This window comes from Bradyrhizobium sp. CCBAU 51753, assembly GCF_015291565.1.
GTDB lineage: Bacteria > Pseudomonadota > Alphaproteobacteria > Rhizobiales > Xanthobacteraceae > Bradyrhizobium > Bradyrhizobium ivorense.
The window spans coordinates 6,815,739-6,833,485 of record NZ_CP030037.1 but is presented as its reverse complement, the minus strand read 5'-3'; the positions used below and the strand labels follow the sequence as shown (position 1 = coordinate 6,833,485).

Here is a 17,747-nt window from a genome sequence, read left to right as displayed (position 1 = left end):
GCGGCGCATCCTGTTAGCCCTGATGTCCCGATGTTAGGCTGATCGCGGCGGGAGCACTCGCCTCCTGCCTGACAGCAAAGGGAGGACGACATGGCTGAGAGCGTCTACAAGGTTATCGAGCTGATCGGGACCAGCAAGGACTCCTGGGAAAAGGCGGCCGCAGCAGCGGTCAGCAGGGCCGGAGAGACCCTGCGCGATTTGCGCGTTGCCGAGGTCGTCGAGCTCGACCTGCAGCTGGACGCCGCCGGCAAGGTCGAAGCCTACCGCGCCAAGTTGAAAGTTTCGTTCAAGTTCGAAGGTTCGTGAGCGCACGCAACCGTAGCTCGTAGCCCGGATTGCGTTTCGCTGCATCCGGGCTACGGAACGGTAGGGTGGGCAAAGCGAAAGCGTGCCCACCCTGCACAGCAACGACGGCTACGGCTTCACCAGCGGGCAGCCACCCTTGTCGAGCGGACGGAACGCCTCGTCGCCGGGCACGGTGGCGATCAGCCTGTAGAGGTCCCACTCGCCCTTGGACTCTTCCGGCTTCTTGACCTCGAACAAATACATGTCGTGCACCATGCGGCCGTCGATGCGGATGTGGCCGTTCTTGGCGAAGAAGTCGTTGATCGGCGTGTTGCGCATCTGCTCCATCACCTTCGACGCCTCGTCGGTGCCGATGGCCTCGATCGCCTTCAGGTAATGCATGGTCGCCGAATACAGCCCGGCCTGGATCATGGTCGGCATGTGGCCGACCTTCTCGTTGAAGCGCTTCGAGAAGGCGCGGGTCTCGTCGTTCATGTCCCAGTAGAAGGCGTCGGTGACGATCAGGCCCTGTGTCGCCTTGATGCCGAGCGAGTGGGTGTCGGTGATCTCCTGCAGCAGCGCGATCATCTTCTGGCCGCCCTGCACGAGGCCGAACTCGGAGGCCTGCTTCAGCGCGTTGGTGGTGTCACCGCCGGCATTGGCCAGCGCCACGACCTTGGCCTTCGACGCCTGCGCCTGCAGCAGGAACGACGAGAAGTCCGACGAGTTCAGCGGATGCCGCACGTCGCCGAGCACCTTGCCGCCGCTCTCCTTGACGACATTGGCGGCGTCGCGCTCCAGCGCCATGCCGAAGGCGTAGTCGGCGGTGACGAAGAACCAGGTGTCCTCGCCGCGCTTGACCATCGCCTTGCCGGCGACGTTCGACAGCGCGTAGGTGTCGTAGGTCCAGTGCACCGTGTTCGGCGAGCAGGCGATGCCGGTGATGTCGGAGGAGCCGCCGCCGGAATTGATGTTGATCTTGTTCTTCTCGCGGGTCAGCGCCGAGATCGGCAGCGCGACCGAGGAGGTCGGAACGTCGAGGATCGCATCGACCTTGTCGTTGTCGTACCAGCTGCGCGCGATGTTGATGCCGACGTCGGGCTTGTTCTGGTGATCGGCCGAGACCACCTGGACCGGCACGCCCTTCACCTTGCCGCCGTAATCGGCGACCGCCATCTCGACGGCGGCGACCGAACCCTTGCCGGTGGCGTCTGCATAGAGGCTCGACATGTCGGTGAGCACGCCGATCTTGACGACATTGTCGGAGATCTGGGCGTTGGCCGCGGTGCCGGAGGCCGCGAGCGCGAGGCCGGCCGCAGCTGCGGCCAAGAGCGATTTCATGGTTGTTCTCTCCCTGACTTTTCGTTGAGGGTTGCTGTCCACGGCGCCGTTCTATCCGGTGCGGCAAGGTGTCGCAAAGCCGACTTTGTGGGCAGACAACGGTATGCGGGGAGGGGCGGTTCCGCCGTTTACAGTGCCGGCAGCGCAGTGACCGCGGCCTTGATGGTGCCGTCGGTTTCCACGATCACCCGCAAGGTCTTCGCATCGAAGGCGATGCCGGCGAGGCGGATGCTGGTGACCTCGGCGTCGACGCGCAGGCCCTCCTCGTTCTTCTGCAGGTCGGCGATGGCAGCGGCGATCTTGCGCTGCGCATTGCTCGCGAACGGCTTGAGGTCGACGATCATCCGGTCGGCCAGCGCCTGCTGTACGCGCGGGATCGCCGCACGCGCGGCGGCGCCGAGCAGGCCGAACGCCGCCTCGGATTCCACCGCCAGCTCGACATCGTTCAGCCGCAACGTCTGCGCCTCCTGGTCCAGCCGCGGGCGGCCCCAGATATGCACGGTCGCCTCGGCGCCGAGGCCGAACCAGCTGGTCTTCTCCTTGGCCTGCACCAGGAGCGAGATCAGAAGGCGGTCGCCGGAGGCGGCGATGCTCGCGCGCTTGACAGTCACGTCGACCGGACCGGAGCCGTCCTCGGGAAAGGTCTTGCCCTTGAGCTGGGCCTCGACGAGCTGGGTCAGTGTGGTGAAGGACATGTCGACCGGCAGGCCGATTGCGACGCTGCCCGGCATCGGCGGCACGATCGAGAGTTTGTCGGGGAACGGGCAGCTCGGATTGGTCTGGGTCTCGGTGATCCTGGACTCGGCCTCGATCCCCATGGTGAGGATCATCGATGACGCATCGACCTTGGGCTGCGCCGCGATCGCGCGGGTCGGCCGCAACTCGAGCCACATCGGCGGCATCGACGAGGTGCCGCCGGTGCCCTGCAGCGGGATCGAGCGGCAGGCCTTGACCCATTGCGCGCGCGCGCTGTTCTGGAACGCCGGGTTGTTCTGCAGCTTGGCCTCGACGGCCGCGATCTGATCGGCGACCGTCTTGTCGATCACCGGCTTGACCTGGTTGGGCACGCTGATGCGGACGCCGGCGGCGGTCAGGCTGGTGTCGCCGAGATTGACCTGCGCCTGCAGGTTGGGCTCGATCCGCCAGGAGGCGCCGAGCTTCGGCCGCGATGTGAGGGTGACGTTGCCCTTGATCTCGGCATTGGCGTTGACGTTCTTGATGTTCACCGCGCCGATCTGCTTGGCGACATTGGCGCCGAGCAGGCTGCCGAGCGCGTCGTTGACCGCCCCGTTCGCTTTCGCCGACAGCGAGCCGGTGACCTTGAGCGATCCGTCGATCGGGGTCGACAGCGTCAGCACATCCTGGGCGCCGGTCAGCGCCATCGGGCCGCGCCCGGCGGTCCAGTTGATGTCGGCGTTCTGCAGGATCTGCGGCGCCGGATTGGGGGCCTTGCCGCCAAATGTCTTCGGCGCACCGCGTTCGGCGGCATCGCGGATCGCCGACAGCGCGACCGAGACCTGCGCCACGATCGTCGAGGAGCGCGGCGCGGCGGGCAGCGGCGGCACCTCCACGAGCTTGGGCTGCTGCACCGTGGCGCGCGGCGCAAACCACTCCATGGCCTTCAGGCTGATGAGGAACGACACCGCGACCACCGCGACGGCGATCAGGATCGTCCATGGACGCATCGGCAGACGCATCATTTCCCCGGATGAAATGAACTCGATGCGGTTGTACAGGCCCGCCGACGAGGGCGCCAGTGTGGCCGGATCAAGCTGGTTCGGGGGCGGAGTTGGGCGGCTGCCGCAAATCGCTGTGAAGAGTTAACGGACGCGACAACGGCCCCGGCGGGGAAGCCGGAGCCGTTGTCGATGAACGAATGTTTCCGGCTTAGCGGATGGTCGCGCCGAGATCCGCGCGGCGGTCGGTCATCGGCAGCACGATTACCTTGGTGCCGACGCTGACCCGCGAATAGAGATCGGTGACGTCTTCATTGGTCAGGCGCAGGCAGCCCGAGGAGACGCGGGTGCCGATGGTCTCCGGCATGTTGGTGCCGTGGATGCGGTAGATGGTGCCGCCGAGATACATGGCGCGGGCGCCCAGCGGGTTGCCGGGGCCGCCGGCCATGTGGCGCGGCAAATAGGGCTGGCGGGCGATCATTTCCGGTGGCGGGGTCCAGTCCGGCCACTCCGCCTTCTTGGTGATGGTCTGGGTGCCCGACCAGGTGAAGCCGTCGCGGCCGATGCCGATGCCGTAGCGCATCGCCTGGCCGTTGCCGAGCACGAGGTAAAGATAGGTGTGCGGGGTGTCGATGATGATGGTGCCGGGCGCCTCGCGGGTCGGGTAGGCGACGATCTGGCGGCGGAGGCGGGCGGGCAGCTGGAACGACCCTTCATCGTCCTGCGCCTGCGGCATCGACTGCACCGGCGGCGGCGCGGCCTCGGTCGGCGGCGTCAGCAGGAACGGGAACATTGGCAGCGGCGCGGCCGCGGCGGAATTGGAGAATGCCACGGCGCCGATCGCCAGCGCACCGAAGGCGGCGGCAGCGAGACGCGAGTTCAGCTTGCTGGAATTGAACATTGTCGACCCCTGTTGTTTGCGCCCTTGCACGCCAGTTCGGCGCGTCGTTGGCTCAAACCACTACAGGGTGGGCGTTTCCGGACGTTTGCACGAAATCGCCAAAATGGTTTCGTGGCGTTAGGGAATTGTTTCGTGCGTGTTTCGTGGGACAGTTAATCCAGGGTTGATCCGGAAGTGTCCCGGCACAGGACAGAAGTCCTTGGCACGCCCCTTGCTGTCCAGCGCATTGTTTCTCGGTTGAGAGGAAATGATGTCACGGCAATCGATCGGCAACATGCTGGATCGACAGAAGGGGTTCGGTCCGGGCTTCGACTTTCTCCGCATTTCGCTCGCGGTTTCCGTCGTCGCCGCCCATGCGCCCTATATCGCGATGGGACGTCTTAACGGCCCGGAGCCGTGGTATGTGTTTTTTCCGCACTATGCCGCCCTGGTGGTGTTCTTTGTGCTCGGCGGATTTCTGGTCGCGGCAAGCGGCCTGCGCTTGAGCCTGAAGGAATTCGTCATCAATCGCGGCTTGCGGATCATTCCCGCGCTCGCCGTGGAGATCGTGCTGTCGGCGCTGATCCTCGGACCGATCTTCACCTCGCTGCCGCTGTCGGAGTATTTCACCAGCTACGGGACCTACCGGTATTTTGGCAACATTGCTGGCCTGGTCGACTACATGCTGCCCGGCGTGTTCAGCGGCAACCCCGCACCGGAGGTCAACAGCTCGCTCTGGACCATCCCGTTCGAATACATGTGCTACGTGCTGATGATGGCCGTGATCTCCTGCGGACTGTTGCGCAGGCCGGCGCTGATCCTGTTCGGTGCGATCGCGCTCGTGGGCATCGGTCTCGTGCTTGATCGCACCGGGCACGCCGTGCTTCCGCCGCAGCTGACCCCCGGTGTCACCGCCTCGCTGCACGACAAGATCTTCAGCACCGCGATCTTCCTCGGGCGCGGCTCAAAACTGCTGGTCGCCTTCATCCTCGGCGTCGCGATCTACCTCTACCGGTACCGCATCCCCTACGATGGGCGCATTCTCGCCGCCTGCTGCCTGCTTTGCCTCGCCGTCGCGATCATCGGGCCGGTCGACTGGCTGACCCAGCCTGTCCTCAACGCCACCCTCTGCCCGGCGTTGGTCTACATCACCGCATACCTTGGCGTCTCGAAGCTGCCCCGCCTGCCGGTGTTTTCAAGGGGCGACTATTCCTACGGAATCTATCTCTATGGATTTCCGCTGCAGCAGGTGGTGAAGACGCTGCTGCCGAACACATCGTTGCTCGCGCAGTTCTGGATATCCTTCGTGCTGATCACGCTGTTCGCGGCGTTCTCCTGGCACTGGATCGAAAAGCCGGTGCTGAAGCTGCGCAGCGGCTTCTCGTTCGTGGCGCCGCGACGGCTCGCGGCCGATGACACGCCACTCGCTGCTGCGGCCGGTGGCGTCGCCGGCAGGCGATCCGCGGCTCCCTGACGGCATCCGAAGCACAGCCGGGATCGGCTGCGGGCTTCAGAACCGGATGTATCCGGCGAGGCCGTCCCACAGCAGCTTGGCCGCGGTGACGACAAGAATGGCGTAGCAGGCGCGGTACAACGCGCGCTGGTCGAGGCGCTCGTGCAGCCGCCAGCCGGCCCAGACCCCGGCGGGTACCGCTGGCACGCACAGCGCCATCAGCATCCACAGGCTGCGCGAGGGCGTGGCGAGCACCAGCCACGGGCCCGCCTTCAAGAGGTTGCCGACCGTGAAGAACAGGCTGGTGGTGCCGGCGTAGAGCGCCTTCGGCATGCCGAGCGGCAAAAGGTACATCGCCAGCGGCGGTCCGCCGGAGTGCGCGACCATCGTGGTGACGCCCGAGCCGAGCCCGGCCAACGAAGCCTTGATGGTCGAGCGCGGCCGCGGCTTGATCTCGCCGCCGCCGAGAAACCAGGTCGCGGCGAACGCCAGCGTGACGACGCCCATCACGATCTCCACCGCGTGGCGGCCGAGATCGCGCAGCACGAAATAGCCGAGGCCGATGCCGACGATGAGCGCCGGCAGCAGCATCGCGAGGTCGGCGCGCGACCAGGTGCTCGGCCGCCAGAAGCGCAGCGCCGTGATGTCCATGACGACGAACAGCGGCGCCAGCAGCGCGCCGGCGGCGATCGGATCCATCGCCAGCGACAATAGCGGGATGCCGACGATGGCAAAGCCGCCGCCGAACGCACCCTTCATGAAGGCGATCAGGAACACGCCGGCGAACGCAACCGCGAGCATGTATGGCCCGGGCAGTTCTGCGATGGCGGAGGCGGTCATGGTGCTGTGCGATGCGTTGCGATGATGAGCAACATGGTATCGCGTGCATGCGCGCGCAACTTTTATATTGCTCTCGGAGCACATTGCTCTCGGTGCAATTCCGCGCGGTGTTGTTGAGATCAGGTCGAACGGCAACCGCGTCGGAACTGCGCTCTCTCTCACCCCCTTGCGGGCCGTCGCGGGGGGCGTCTGCCAAAATGCCGAAAAACAACCCCATGCAAAGTAGCCGGCGGCCGACCGGCGATACGGCCTTGACACGTCGGGCAACTCACCGGTATTATTCCATTATCCCGAAATTATAGGCGAGCGCTAGGCGCGTAGCCGCGGCAGGCCGGGGCGGTCGCCGCCGATCACGGCGCGGCGATCGGCGATGGCGTGATGGAATTGCTCCAGCGTCAGCGCGATGACCGCGAGATCGCCTTCCTCGATCGCGCCGTCGTCGTAGCAGTCGAGCGCCTCGCGCAGGAGATCGTCGGCATCGCTCATCATCGCCTCGAGCTGTTCCGGCGTCTCGGCGCTGCGCACCCGCGTGATGAGCGCGAGCAGATTGTCGCGATGGGTGATGTACTGCTCGCGCTCGTTGCGCTTCATGTAGTGGCGCAGCCAGGCGCCCGCCGAGCCGAGGCCGGAGATCAGCAGGATTCCGGCCCAGAGATAGTCGGAGTATTTTTCCAGGAAGGTGCGCTCGGTGCCGTCGATATAGGCGGCGGCGCCCTGATGCGCCGGCAGCGCGGCGTCCTTGTCGGTGTCGGGCTTCTCGATCTTGGAGGCTGCCGGCGCCTCATGGGCGACCTGCTGGCGCAGGGCGAACAATTGCCGGGCCAGCGCGCCGACGGTGGCATCGTTCAGCGCGTGCTGCGCGATCAAGAGATGGTTGACGCTGACGGTCTCGACCTTGTCCTCGGGCCGCGCCGGCGACGACGAGAAGATGCTGCCCGGGATCTCCTCGGATTCGTAGAGCGGATGTTTCTGCGCGATCGCTTCCGAGACATCGACCGGCAGGAAGCGTGGCTCGCCGCGGGCCGCAGCGGTTGCCGAGATCGCTTCGGTGGTGACCTTGCTGTCGAGCGGGCCGACCGCCATGTAGGCGTCGAGCGAGGGATCGCGCGCCAGATCGGCGATCTGCTTGGTCGAGAACTGGGCGACCGCGACCTTGTCGGGATTGACGCCGGACTCGCTCAGGATCACGCGCAGCAGCGTGACATTGGCCTGCGTGCTGCCGATCACGCCGACCTTGCGGCCGGCGAGGTCGTCGATGCTCTTGATCCGCGCTGCCGAGCGCCGGGCGCCCTTCGCGCCGGAGGGCGCCCACAGCACGACGACGTTCTTGCGCAGGATCGCGACCGACTCCGCGCTCGCCGGCAGATTGAGATCGCCGCGCGCGACCGCGAGGTCGGCCTTGTTCGCGGCAAACAGCGCGATGCTCTCGGCGGCGCCCGCCGTTATCACCGGCTTCAGCCGCACCGCGCTGCCGTCGCGCGCAAACGTCTGCGCGAAGGCCTGCATCATCTTCACATCGTCGCTGCCGGTCGGGCCGACCGCAACCTGCAGCGTCACCGGGCGCAGCGCATAGTACAGCGCGCCGGCGCAGAGGCCGAACACGAAGATGCCGACCGCAAGGATCAGCAGCGACCAGTTTCGCCGCCTCAGCCTGCGGCGCACGGCGCCGGGATTTTCACTCTGCTCTGACATCTTACTGTCACGTTACACGAAAAACGGGGACTGCGGGTTCAAAAAGAACCTAACATTTCGATGACGTCATACGTTTGAAACATCCATGTCAGAACGTCGTGCGAGCAGAATCAAACGTTAACGATCTGGATCTCCTGCAATGCGCATACTGGTTGCGACCGATGCCTGGCATCCGCAAGTCAACGGCGTGGTGAGGACGCTGACCTCGCTGTCGCGCAGCGCCGCGACGCTCGGCGCCGAGATCGAATTCTTGACGCCGGACGGCTTTCCCTCGGTCGGCGTGCCGACCTATCCGGGCCTGCGCATGGCGCTGCCGAACCGCCGCGAGATCGCGCGCCGGATCGAGCAGGCCGCGCCCGAGGCGATCCACATCGCGACCGAAGGGCCGATCGGCTGGGCGGTGCGCGGCTATTGCAAGCGCAACAAGCTCGCCTTCACCACGTCCTACACCACGCGCTTCCCGGAATATGTCTCGGTGCGGACCGGCATTCCCGACAGCGTCGGCTACGCCGTGCTGCGCCACTTCCACGCCGCCGGATCGATGACGATGGTGGCGACCGACTCGCTGCGGACCGAGCTCGCCGAGCGTGGCTTCCGCAAGCTCGGCTTCTGGACCCGCGGCGTCGACACCCGCCTGTTCAACCCGGACCAGCCGGCCAAGCTCGATCTGCCGCGGCCGATCTTCATGACCATGGGCCGCGTCGCGGTGGAGAAGAACCTCGACGCCTTCTTGTCGCTGGAGCTGCCCGGTTCCAAGGTCGTGGTCGGCGACGGACCGCAGAAGGCGGCGCTGGAACAGAAATATCCGGATGCGATTTTCCTTGGCGAGAAGAAGGGCCAGGATTTGACCTCGCACCTCGCCGCCGCCGACGTCTTCGTGTTCCCGAGCCTCACCGACACCTTCGGCGTCGTGCAGCTCGAGGCGCTGGCCTGCGGCACGCCGGTCGCCGCGTTTCCGGTCACCGGCCCGAAGGACGTGATCGCGGATCATCCGATCGGCGCGATCGACAACGACCTGCACAAGGCCTGCCTGCGCGCGCTGACGATGTCGCGCGAAGCCTGTCGCAACTTTGCGCTGGAACGCTCCTGGGAAAACAGTGCGCGTCAGTTCATCGGCAATCTGGCCACGCTGCAGCCGAGCCGCGCGCCGCGGCCCGCCCGCCGCGTCGCCGGCCAGACCGCGGTTTCGAATTAACAAACGAACGAGAGACAAGGGACTATGGCTAACATCCTCAAGCTGGACGCAAAGCGCTCCATGGACTTCGACCGCGAAACGGTCGAGCAGGCCTATGACCGCTGGGCGCCGATCTATGACCTCGTTTTCGGCGGCGTGTTCAGCAAGGGCCGGCAGGCCGCGATCCAGGCCACCAACAAGATCGGCGGCCGTGTGCTCGAAGTCGGCGTCGGCACCGGCATCTCGCTGCCGCTCTATAGCCAGAATGTCCGCATCTTCGGCACCGACATCTCCGAAGCCATGCTGGAGAAGGCCAAGAAGCGGGTCACCGAATACGGCCTGAAGAATGTCGAGGGGCTCGCGGTGATGGACGCCGAGAAGCTCGAATTCCCGGACAATTCGTTCGACGTGGTGATGGCGCAGTACGTGCTGTCGGCGGTGCCGAACCCGGAAGCCGCGCTCGACGAGTTCGCCCGCGTGGTGCGCCCGGGCGGCGAGCTGATCATCCTGACCCGTGTCAGCGCCGACGCCGGCGTCCGCCGCTTCATCGAGCAGCGGCTGCAGCCGGTGGTGCGTCCGCTCGGCTTCCGCACCGCCGAGTTCGCCTGGTCGCGTTACACCAAGTGGCTCTCCGGCGCGCACGGCATGGAGCTCGCCGAGCGCCGCCTGATCCCGCCGCTCGGCCACTTCTCGCTGGTCCGCTTCCGCAAGGCGGAGGTCGCCAAAGCGGCCTAACACCGCCGCCGTTGCTCCCGCGTGAGGTGGCGCACAGCGCCGCCTCGAACCGGGAAACTACGGTACCGAGCCTCGGCCTCATCCACCGCGAGTGCGCGTGCCGGGTGAGGCGAGGCACTCTCCGGTTGCGTCAAGGCGTCGCTCCACATCGTTATATGTCATTATGATGATGTCACACGCCGTACATCGAATCCCTGTAAACCAAGTTCCGAAAGATGTTGGGGGAACCAATGATCAAGAATTTTCTGCAAGAGTTGCGTACCCAGCGCTGGGATGACCACCGCTACTATCATCACAGCCGCATCAACCAGAGCCTGCACTTCGTCAGCGCGCTGAGCTTCCTGTTCGCCTATGTGATGCTGTTCTTCGATCCGGTGGTGTCGGCGCTGGTCGGCTGGCTGGTCTCGATGACCTCGCGCCAGGCGGGTCACTTCTTCTTCGAGCCGAAGGGCTACGACCACGTCAACCACGCCACCCACGAGCACAAGGAAGACATCAAGGTCGGCTACAATCTGCAGCGCAAGGTCGTGCTGATGTCGATCTGGGCGCTCTCGCCGATGGTGCTGTACTTCGATCCGACCCTGTTCGGCCTGTTCAAGCCCTGGGTCACGATGGGCGACTTCACCCGCCAGGTGGCCAAGATCTGGCTTGCGGTCGGCATCGGCGGTCTCTTGTTCCGCACCGTGCACCTGTTCTTCATCCGCGACATCGAGACCGGGCTGGTCTGGGCGACCAAGATCATCACCGACCCCTTCAACGACCTGAAGCTCTATCACAAGGCGCCGCTGTTCCTGATGAAGGGCGAGCTGATCGATCCGGGTCTCGAGAAGCACGTCAAGCACGCCGCCTGATCGTTGATCCCCCAACCTTCGAACTGCGTGATGCCCGGGCCAGTCCCGGGCATCGACGTCTTGGGACCACTTCGATTGAATCTCGTCGGCCATACGCTCACTTCGCCTCGCCCCGCTTGCGGGGAGAGGCCGGATTGCATCGCAGATGCAATCCGGGTGAGGGGGACTCTCCGCGAGTCCATCTCTCACCGGTTTCGCGAAGACTCCCCCTCACCCCAACCCTCTCAGCGCGAGCTTTGCTCGTCGCGGCCCCGCAACCGGGGCGAGGGGGGGAGACAGTTGTGCCTTGTCTCAGGGCTTGGACGACTAAGCCGCGTACTCACTTCGCCTCTCCCCGCTTGCGGGGAGAGGCCGGATTGCATCGTCAGATGCAATCCGGGTGAGGGGGAGCCTCCGCGAGTCCGTCTGGCAGCAATTATGTGGACGCAGCCCCTCACCCCGACCCTCTCCCCGCAAGAGCGGGGCGAGGGAGGGAGAGAGTTGTGCGCAGCCTTATCGCGAGGGCACGTCCCCGGCACACCCGCTTCGCCTCGCCCCGCTTGCGGGGAGAGGCCGGATCGCATCGTCAGATGCAATCCGGGTGAGGGGGAGCCTCCGCGAGTCCGTCTGGCATCAATTATGTGGACGCAGCCCCTCACCCCGACCCTCTCCCCGCAAGAGCGGGGCGAGGGAGGGAAAGAGTTGTGCGCAGCCTTATCGCGAGGGCACGTCCCCGGCACACCCGCTTCGCCTCGCCCCGCTTGCGGGGAGAGGCCGGATTGCATCGCAGATGCAATCCGGGTGAGGGGGCCTCTCCGCGAGTCCGTCTGTCACCGGCTTTGGGGAGACCCCCCCTCACCCCGACCCCCTCCCCGCAAGCGGGGCGAGGGGGCGAGAGAGCGGTGCTCGTGGCTGCGCTCAGCGCTTGAACTTCGCGGCAGCCATTTCGCGCAGGATCTGGCGCTTGATGTTCTTGTTGGTGAGGCCGTCCTTGTGCCACCACCAGCTGTCGCGCTTCATCTTCTCCGCGGCGGCGACGAAGCGGTCGGCGACCTCGGTGAAGTCGGCGTCGTTATAGTTCAGGCTGAAGATCAGCCGGCCGGTGCCGACCCAGCTCAAGGCCAGGCCCTCGGCGCGCAGATAATATTGCAGCATCCAGTTGTAGCGGGACGGCTCGGTGTAATAGACCGTCCAGATCGACGAGATGTTGCCGACGCGAACCGGCAGCCCCTGCGCTTCGAGCCGGTCGTTCAGCGCCTTGGCGCGGCCGTTCCAGGTCTCCTCCAGCCCGTTGTAGATCGAGCGGAAGTTAGGGCTGGCGAGCCGGCTCAAGAACTCGTCCATCGACGTCATGACGTAGGGATGCGAGTTGAAGGTGCCGCGGGCGAAGCAGACATCGGCAGGACGGTCGTCGCGGAAGCGCCGCATCAGATCCTTGCGGCCGCACACCACGCCGACCGGCAGGCCGCCGGCGAGGCTCTTGCCGTAGGTCACCATGTCGGCCTTGACGCCGAAATATTCCTGGGCGCCGCCGGCGGCGAGGCGGAAGCCGACGAACACCTCGTCGAAGATCAGCACGATGCCGCGCGCGGTGCAGACCTCGCGCAGCTGCTTCAGCCAGTCGGTGTAGGCGGCACGGTCGTATTTCGAGGAGCGCGACGAGTCGACCAGCGCGGAATCGCCGGGTGCGTTGGCGTTCGGATGCAGCGCTTGCAGCGGGTTGACCAGCACGCAGGCGATGTCGCTGCGGGTGCGCAGCACGTGCAGCGTCTTCTCCGACATCTCGGCAAGGGTGAAGGTCTCGTGCGGCGACACCGGGTTGCCGACGCCCGGCTGCACGTCGCCCCACCAGCCGTGATAGGCGCCGGCGAAGCGGACCAGGCGCTTGCGCTTGGTGTGGTAGCGCGCGAGCCGCACCGCCTGCATCACCGCCTCGGTGCCGGACATGTGGAACGAGACCTCGTCGAGGCCGGAGATCTCGCAGAGCCGCTTCACATTGTCGGTGATGATCGGGTGGTAGGGGCCGAGCACGGGGCCGAGCCCATGGGCGCGCTTCTCACCCTCGGCGATGCACTCCTTGTAGAAGTCGTTGCCGAAGATGTTGACGCCGTAGGAGCCGGTCAGGTCGTAGAACGTGTTGCCGTCGACGTCGGTCACAGTGACGCCGCTCGAGGCCTGCATGAAGGCCGAGGTGTTGAGATGCTCGCGCACCAGGCGGCTGTACTGGAACGGCACCCGGTAGGATTCGGTGAACTGCAGATCGGAGATGCGGTCCGAGACCTCGGCGGTCAGCGCGCGGCCCTTGGGGTAGCGCTCCTTGTAGAGGCCGGCGAGGCGGAAGAAGCCGTCCTGCCGCTGCATCGCGACCTCGGACGGCGCGCCGTCGGAGCGGAAGAACTCGTCGATGTCGAATTCGTATTTCGGCACCATCCGCGCCACCATCTTGGACATCTTGGAATGTCCGGTCAGCGAGCGGTGTTTGGCGCGCGACAGCGCGATGCGGGCCTGAATTTTGGGGAAAGCTGCGGCGGCGCCGGCAAGCGCGGCGGCGGACAGCGAGAGAATCGGAAGGGATGTTTCCATGACAGAAGCGCTAGCCTCGGCACCTAACAGATTCATGACAGTCAAGGGCCTGATCTCGGCATTCACCCAGCAGGAAGACCTGAATTTCCTGCTCACCAACCGGATTCCACGGGCGGCCCTGACCCGGTTCATGGGCTGGTTCTCCAAGGTCGAGAACCCCTTGGTCCGCGACGCCTCGATCGCCTGCTGGAAGCTGTTCTCCGACCTCGATCTGTCCGAGGCCAAGAAGACCGAGTTCAGGAGCCTGCACGACTGCTTCACCCGCGAGCTCAAGCCCGGCCTGCGCCCGGCGGCGGCCGACCCCGCGATCATCGCCAGCCCGTCGGACGCGATCATCGGCGCCCATGGCCGGATCGAGGACGGGCAATTGTTCCAGGTCAAGGGCGCGCCCTATTCGCTGCTCGATCTGGTCGGCGACCCCGCGCTGGTCGAGCAGCACAAGAACGGCCGCTTCGTCACGCTGCGGCTGACCTCGAGCATGTATCACCGCTTCCATGCGCCCTATGACCTTGCCATCGGCAAGGTCACATTCATTCATGGCGACGTCTGGAACGTCAATCCGATCGCGCTGAAGCGGATCGAGCGGCTGTTCTGCAAGAACGAGCGCGCGGTGCTGCGCGCAAAGCTCTCGACCGGCGAGGCCTTCACCATGGTTCCGGTCGCCGCCATCCTGGTCGCGAGCATCCGCCTGCATTTCCTCGACGTCACACTGAATGCGCAGTCGCGGGGACCGGTGGATTTTCCCTGCGATACGCAGGTGAAAAAGGGCGACGAACTCGGCTGGTTCGAGCATGGCTCGACCATCATCGTGCTGGCGCCCGATCATTTCGAATTCTGTGACAACGTCGCGGAGGGAACGCGGATCAAATGCGGCGAGCCGCTGCTGCGCAAGCCATAGCGTTTTCGAGCGAAGTGGGCACCGGTTCGCGTGAAGAAAACGCGTCAAAACAGGAATCCCGATTTGATCGTTTCGTCGCCGCATTTTTGCGCATGATCTCGACGCAGATGTTTTGCAGTTGTCGCGGGGAAAACCGGTTTCCACTTTTGCCGATCATGCTCTAGTATGGACGTGATCGTCGTGCGACGATTGCAAATCGCAAACCTTGGGATTTCTGATGGCGCGGACGCCTGTTCTGGCGGCGGGAGGCATTGTGCTGCGGCGGGAGTCACCGCCGCGGATTGCCGTCGTGCGCCTGCGCAAGCGCAATGAATGGGTGCTGCCGAAGGGCAAGCTCGATGACGGCGAGACGCCGCGCGCCGCCGCCGAACGCGAGGTGCTGGAGGAAACCGGCCACGCCGTCGACGTGCACGAGTTCCTGGGCACGCTGGTCTACGAATCCGGCGGCCGTTCGAAAGTTGTGCATTACTGGCGCATGGATGCTGGCGGCCGGCCGGTGCGCGAGTTGATGAGCGACATCCGCGAGGTCGACTGGCTGCCGCTCGAACAGGCACTCGAACGGCTGTCGCGCAGCTATGAACGCACGTTCCTTGAAAATGTCGGCCCGATCGCGTTGCAGTCCGCGGCGCTGGCCGAACGCGAGCGGCGGGCGCGTTTGCGCGCCGTGGCTGCTGAACGGCGGAAGAGTCGGCTTGCTGGGCAGGTGCCGGCCGTCGAGGGGACGCCGGTTGTCGACACGCCGGTGGTCGCACAGGCGCCCGAGGCCGCGGAAATGCCAGAGGTCGCGGAAACGCCCGAGGTTGTGGCGCACGCCGAGCCTGAGGCGCCGGTTACGGCGCCGCAGGAGGCTGCTGCCGATGCGGGCGATGGCATCGCGAGCGAGCAGGCCGCAGGCCCGGCGGCGCCGGCAACCTCGCCGTCATTTGCGCCGGAGATCGCGCCGATCGGCGCCGCGGCCCAGCCGATCCTGCGCAAGAACCTGCTCGATCGCGTGCGCGACTGGCTGCGCCGCGCCGCGTGATCAACCACGCAACTGGTGGCGCTGACCCGCGACGGCGCGGCGGCCCGTCGCCCAGTCGATGTCGCGCTCTAGCGCGATGCAGTCGGCTTCCAGCTTGCGCGATCCCAACTCGCTCGCAATCAGCCGGGCGGCGTGGACCTCGGTCGCGGCGCCGCGAATGTCGTCGCGTTCGAACTGCAGCCTGGCGATCTGCAGCCGCAGCCGCACCGCCTGAACCCGCCCCTCGATGCTCGACCACAGTTGTCGCGCCAGATGCAGGTGCCGCAACGCCGCGCCATGATCCTGCCGGCCGAGCGCGAGGATCGCCTGCGCCTCGTTGGTGAGCGCGCGGATCGAGGGCATCGGCCAGCGATCCGGACTGCCGGACAGCTCGCGGATCAGGCTTTCCGCCTGCTCGTTCCGATGGGTGTGGGCCGCAACCAGCGCCAGATGCGCCAGCAGGATTCCGCGGCGCTGCAATGTCCACCAGGTCTTGCCGATCAGGCTCCGCTCGAGGCTGGCATAGGCGGCTTCGGCTTCGCCTCTTGCCAGCAGCAGCATTGCGCGGCCCGGCTCCGGACACCAGCCCAGCGCGTAGGCCCTGTCATAGGCCGCGAGCGCCGCGTCATCATTGCCGATCGCGGCTTGTATCTCGCCCAGCACGCGGTTGGCGTCGCCGATCGACCACGGCGCATCGCTGGTCAGCCGCGTCAGCGCGTCCTGGATACGCGACAGCGCTTCGCCGAGCGAGCCGCGGATGCCGAGCACCTCGGAGCGGTGCAATTGGCAGGACCCCGTCAGCTCCATGCCGCTGCCCGAGCAAAAGCTCTGGTAGCCGCGTGTCCATTGGTCGGCGCGCGCCCAGTCGCCGAACATCCGCGCCGCCCACAGGATGTTGCAGTAGAGCAGGCCGGCCATGATCGGATCCAGCGTGTTGCTGGAGAGCGCGAGCGCGGCGGCATGGTCCTGATCGGCCAGTCCGCCGCTGGTGTCGCCGAGGCACAGCCGGTAGAAGCCGCGATAGGCAAGGCTCACCGCCTCGATGCCGATCGCGTCCTTGTGCCGGACCGATGTGTAGGCGGTGTCGGCCAAGGCGAGCGCCTGTTCCGGATCGCCGTCGAATGCGGCGAGCTTCGATTTCATCCACAGCACCAGCGCGCTGGTCGGCGGATCGTTCAGCCCGGACGCCCAGTCTTCCGCGCGAGCCAGCCAGCCCTTGCCGATCGCGGCCTGGCCGCATTCGAAATGCAGGCCCGACAGCGTGATCGCGTCGGCCGCGGCACCGGCGGCATCGCCCGCCTTGGCGCGTGCACTGACCGCGCGAACCAGAATTGGAATCGCCGCCGCAGGTTTGCCGAGGCATTGCAGCGCCAGCGCCCAGTCGTGCAAATCGTCGGCGGTGAGTGCGCCGTCCTCATGCCCGCTCTCGAACAGGCTGGCGGCCTGCAGCCACAATTGTCCGGCCACGGCGCGCCGCGCGAGACCGATCGCGCCGGCGCTTTCGCCAAGCTGCGGCTCGGCAGCCTGCAGCGGTTGCGCGCTCTCGGCCTCGAGGCTGAAGCGATATCCCTTGCCCGGCAGGTTTCGGATCGCATGCTCCATGCCGCCCTTGCGCAGCACGGCGCGCAACGCACTCACGGCGCGCTGCAGCGAGTTGTCGGTGACTGTGACGTCGGGCCACACCGCGTCCAGCAGTTCATCCTTGGAGACGACGCGGCCGCGGTGATGAACGAAATAGACCAGCAGGTCGAAGACACGCGGCTGTAATGGGACCTCTTGCCGCGCGCACAACACGACGCGGCCCGCTTCGTCAAGCTCGAACGGTCCAAAGGCGAAGGCCATGTCGGTGAGTCCGGCCGCCGTGGAAAAGGTTCAGGCAAAGATCAGACAATGATCAGTCCGCGGTAAGGACAGTCAGCGCCGGCAGCGCATATAGCTCCTCACGGCTCGCGATCGTCGCGACCCACCGTTCAACAATTCGTCATCGAGGAGCATTTCCATGGATCTCTACGTCATTCGCCGCCCCAGCGCCTGGGCCAACATGGCCGAGCTGCAGGCCGCCGGTGCGACCTCCGCCCGGATCGGCAACGAGCAGATGTCCGATCGCGTGCGATGGATCCGCAGCTACGTGGTGCATGAGGCAGATGGTCGCATTGGCACCTTCTGCATATACGAGGCGCGTGACGGCAACTCGATCCGCGAGCATGCTCGCCGCGTCGGCATGCCCGGTGAGGAATTTTACAAGGTCGCGACCACCGTCGTGGTGCGCGGCGATCCCGTCGAACCGCCCATTGCCGCTGAGTGACGCTTTGCGAAGCGTCCGATGGCGCATCCCGATCCGACGATCCGGCACGCCGTCA

General features: G+C 65.8%; 15 protein-coding genes. 8 read left to right on the top strand and 7 right to left on the bottom strand.

The genetic code is table 11. The features are described 5' to 3' along the window. The first annotated feature begins 90 nt into the window (after positions 1-90). Positions 91-306 (top strand): dodecin family protein, encoded by a 216-nt coding sequence (locus XH93_RS31280; protein WP_139480027.1) that lies wholly within the window; start codon positions 91-93, stop codon positions 304-306. A 108-nt stretch (positions 307-414) separates the two neighbouring features. Here XH93_RS31280 and XH93_RS31275 read toward each other — a convergent pair whose 3' ends face one another. From XH93_RS31275 to XH93_RS31265, 3 genes are all read right to left on the bottom strand, one after another. After that, a complete protein-coding gene (locus XH93_RS31275; protein WP_194470408.1) occupies positions 415-1,626 on the bottom strand; it encodes an ABC transporter substrate-binding protein in 1,212 nt (403 codons plus the stop codon). A 128-nt stretch (positions 1,627-1,754) separates the two neighbouring features. Then, on the bottom strand, positions 1,755-3,323 hold the full coding sequence (locus XH93_RS31270) for a DUF4403 family protein (protein WP_194470407.1): 1,569 nt from the start codon (positions 3,321-3,323) through the stop codon (positions 1,755-1,757). Between the two features lie 190 nt (positions 3,324-3,513). After that, positions 3,514-4,203: a L,D-transpeptidase gene (locus tag XH93_RS31265; RefSeq protein ID WP_194470406.1), complete on the bottom strand. Its 690-nt coding sequence runs from the start codon at positions 4,201-4,203 to the stop codon at positions 3,514-3,516. A gap of 250 nt (positions 4,204-4,453) precedes the next feature. On the opposite strand from XH93_RS31265, the gene XH93_RS31260 reads away from it, so the two are divergent. Continuing rightward, positions 4,454-5,656, top strand: coding sequence for an acyltransferase (locus XH93_RS31260; RefSeq protein WP_246799343.1), 1,203 nt, complete (start codon positions 4,454-4,456; stop codon positions 5,654-5,656). 36 nt (positions 5,657-5,692) lie between these two features. On the opposite strand, the gene XH93_RS31255 is transcribed toward XH93_RS31260, so the two are convergent. Together XH93_RS31255 and XH93_RS31250 are read right to left on the bottom strand one after the other, a co-directional pair. Next, the gene (locus tag XH93_RS31255; protein ID WP_246799342.1) at positions 5,693-6,475 is read right to left on the bottom strand and encodes a sulfite exporter TauE/SafE family protein; all 783 of its coding nucleotides are present in this window, start codon (positions 6,473-6,475) and stop codon (positions 5,693-5,695) included. Between the two features lie 309 nt (positions 6,476-6,784). Next, entirely contained in the window at positions 6,785-8,167 is a 1,383-nt protein-coding gene (locus XH93_RS31250; RefSeq protein WP_194470403.1) for a TAXI family TRAP transporter solute-binding subunit, read from the bottom strand. Between the two features lie 139 nt (positions 8,168-8,306). Between XH93_RS31250 and XH93_RS31245 the strand changes: the two genes are divergently transcribed. The 3 genes from XH93_RS31245 to XH93_RS31235 all read left to right on the top strand — a co-directional run bounded on the left by XH93_RS31245 (position 8,307) and on the right by XH93_RS31235 (position 10,927). Beyond that, on the top strand, positions 8,307-9,362 hold the full coding sequence (locus XH93_RS31245) for a glycosyltransferase family 1 protein (protein WP_194470402.1): 1,056 nt from the start codon (positions 8,307-8,309) through the stop codon (positions 9,360-9,362). A gap of 24 nt (positions 9,363-9,386) precedes the next feature. Further along, positions 9,387-10,076, top strand: coding sequence for a class I SAM-dependent methyltransferase (locus XH93_RS31240; protein ID WP_194470401.1), 690 nt, complete (start codon positions 9,387-9,389; stop codon positions 10,074-10,076). A 230-nt stretch (positions 10,077-10,306) separates the two neighbouring features. After that, on the top strand, positions 10,307-10,927 hold the full coding sequence (locus XH93_RS31235; RefSeq protein ID WP_194470400.1) for a hypothetical protein: 621 nt from the start codon (positions 10,307-10,309) through the stop codon (positions 10,925-10,927). 897 nt (positions 10,928-11,824) lie between these two features. On the opposite strand, the gene XH93_RS31230 is transcribed toward XH93_RS31235, so the two are convergent. Next, positions 11,825-13,489 carry an aminotransferase class III-fold pyridoxal phosphate-dependent enzyme gene (locus tag XH93_RS31230; protein WP_139480037.1) on the bottom strand — a complete coding sequence of 555 codons (1,665 nt, stop codon included), beginning with the start codon at positions 13,487-13,489 and terminating at the stop codon, positions 11,825-11,827. Between the two features lie 34 nt (positions 13,490-13,523). Here XH93_RS31230 and asd point away from each other — a divergent pair, with 34 nt between their 5' ends. Then, positions 13,524-14,387 (top strand): archaetidylserine decarboxylase, encoded by an 864-nt coding sequence (asd, locus tag XH93_RS31225; RefSeq protein ID WP_194475394.1) that lies wholly within the window; start codon positions 13,524-13,526, stop codon positions 14,385-14,387. Positions 14,388-14,604: 217 nt separating this feature from the next. Beyond that, positions 14,605-15,408, top strand: coding sequence for an NUDIX hydrolase (locus tag XH93_RS31220; protein WP_194470399.1), 804 nt, complete (start codon positions 14,605-14,607; stop codon positions 15,406-15,408). On the opposite strand, the gene XH93_RS31215 is transcribed toward XH93_RS31220, so the two are convergent. Further along, the gene (locus XH93_RS31215) at positions 15,409-17,229 is read right to left on the bottom strand and encodes a transcriptional regulator (RefSeq protein WP_194470398.1); all 1,821 of its coding nucleotides are present in this window, start codon (positions 17,227-17,229) and stop codon (positions 15,409-15,411) included. 157 nt (positions 17,230-17,386) lie between these two features. On the opposite strand from XH93_RS31215, the gene XH93_RS31210 reads away from it, so the two are divergent. After that, positions 17,387-17,692 carry a nickel-binding protein gene (locus tag XH93_RS31210; RefSeq protein ID WP_194470397.1) on the top strand — a complete coding sequence of 102 codons (306 nt, stop codon included), beginning with the start codon at positions 17,387-17,389 and terminating at the stop codon, positions 17,690-17,692. The last annotated feature ends 55 nt before the right edge of the window (positions 17,693-17,747 follow it).

Bases quoted from the DNA above. Each gene is read 5' to 3' on its own strand.
- XH93_RS31235 (WP_194470400.1), top strand. From the start codon at position 10,307: ATGATCAAGAATTTTCTGCAAGAGTTGCGTACCCAGCGCTGGGATGAC.
- XH93_RS31220 (WP_194470399.1), top strand. From the start codon at position 14,605: ATGGCGCGGACGCCTGTTCTGGCGGCGGGAGGCATTGTGCTGCGGCGG.
- XH93_RS31245 (WP_194470402.1), top strand. From the start codon at position 8,307: ATGCGCATACTGGTTGCGACCGATGCCTGGCATCCGCAAGTCAACGGC.
- XH93_RS31255 (WP_246799342.1), bottom strand. From the start codon at position 6,475: ATGACCGCCTCCGCCATCGCAGAACTGCCCGGGCCATACATGCTCGCG.
- XH93_RS31260 (WP_246799343.1), top strand. From the start codon at position 4,454: ATGTCACGGCAATCGATCGGCAACATGCTGGATCGACAGAAGGGGTTC.
- asd (WP_194475394.1), top strand. From the start codon at position 13,524: ATGACAGTCAAGGGCCTGATCTCGGCATTCACCCAGCAGGAAGACCTG.
- XH93_RS31270 (WP_194470407.1), bottom strand. From the start codon at position 3,323: ATGCGTCTGCCGATGCGTCCATGGACGATCCTGATCGCCGTCGCGGTG.
- XH93_RS31250 (WP_194470403.1), bottom strand. From the start codon at position 8,167: ATGTCAGAGCAGAGTGAAAATCCCGGCGCCGTGCGCCGCAGGCTGAGG.
- XH93_RS31230 (WP_139480037.1), bottom strand. From the start codon at position 13,489: ATGGAAACATCCCTTCCGATTCTCTCGCTGTCCGCCGCCGCGCTTGCC.
- XH93_RS31210 (WP_194470397.1), top strand. From the start codon at position 17,387: ATGGATCTCTACGTCATTCGCCGCCCCAGCGCCTGGGCCAACATGGCC.
- XH93_RS31275 (WP_194470408.1), bottom strand. From the start codon at position 1,626: ATGAAATCGCTCTTGGCCGCAGCTGCGGCCGGCCTCGCGCTCGCGGCC.
- XH93_RS31265 (WP_194470406.1), bottom strand. From the start codon at position 4,203: ATGTTCAATTCCAGCAAGCTGAACTCGCGTCTCGCTGCCGCCGCCTTC.
- XH93_RS31215 (WP_194470398.1), bottom strand. From the start codon at position 17,229: ATGGCCTTCGCCTTTGGACCGTTCGAGCTTGACGAAGCGGGCCGCGTC.
- XH93_RS31240 (WP_194470401.1), top strand. From the start codon at position 9,387: ATGGCTAACATCCTCAAGCTGGACGCAAAGCGCTCCATGGACTTCGAC.
- XH93_RS31280 (WP_139480027.1), top strand. From the start codon at position 91: ATGGCTGAGAGCGTCTACAAGGTTATCGAGCTGATCGGGACCAGCAAG.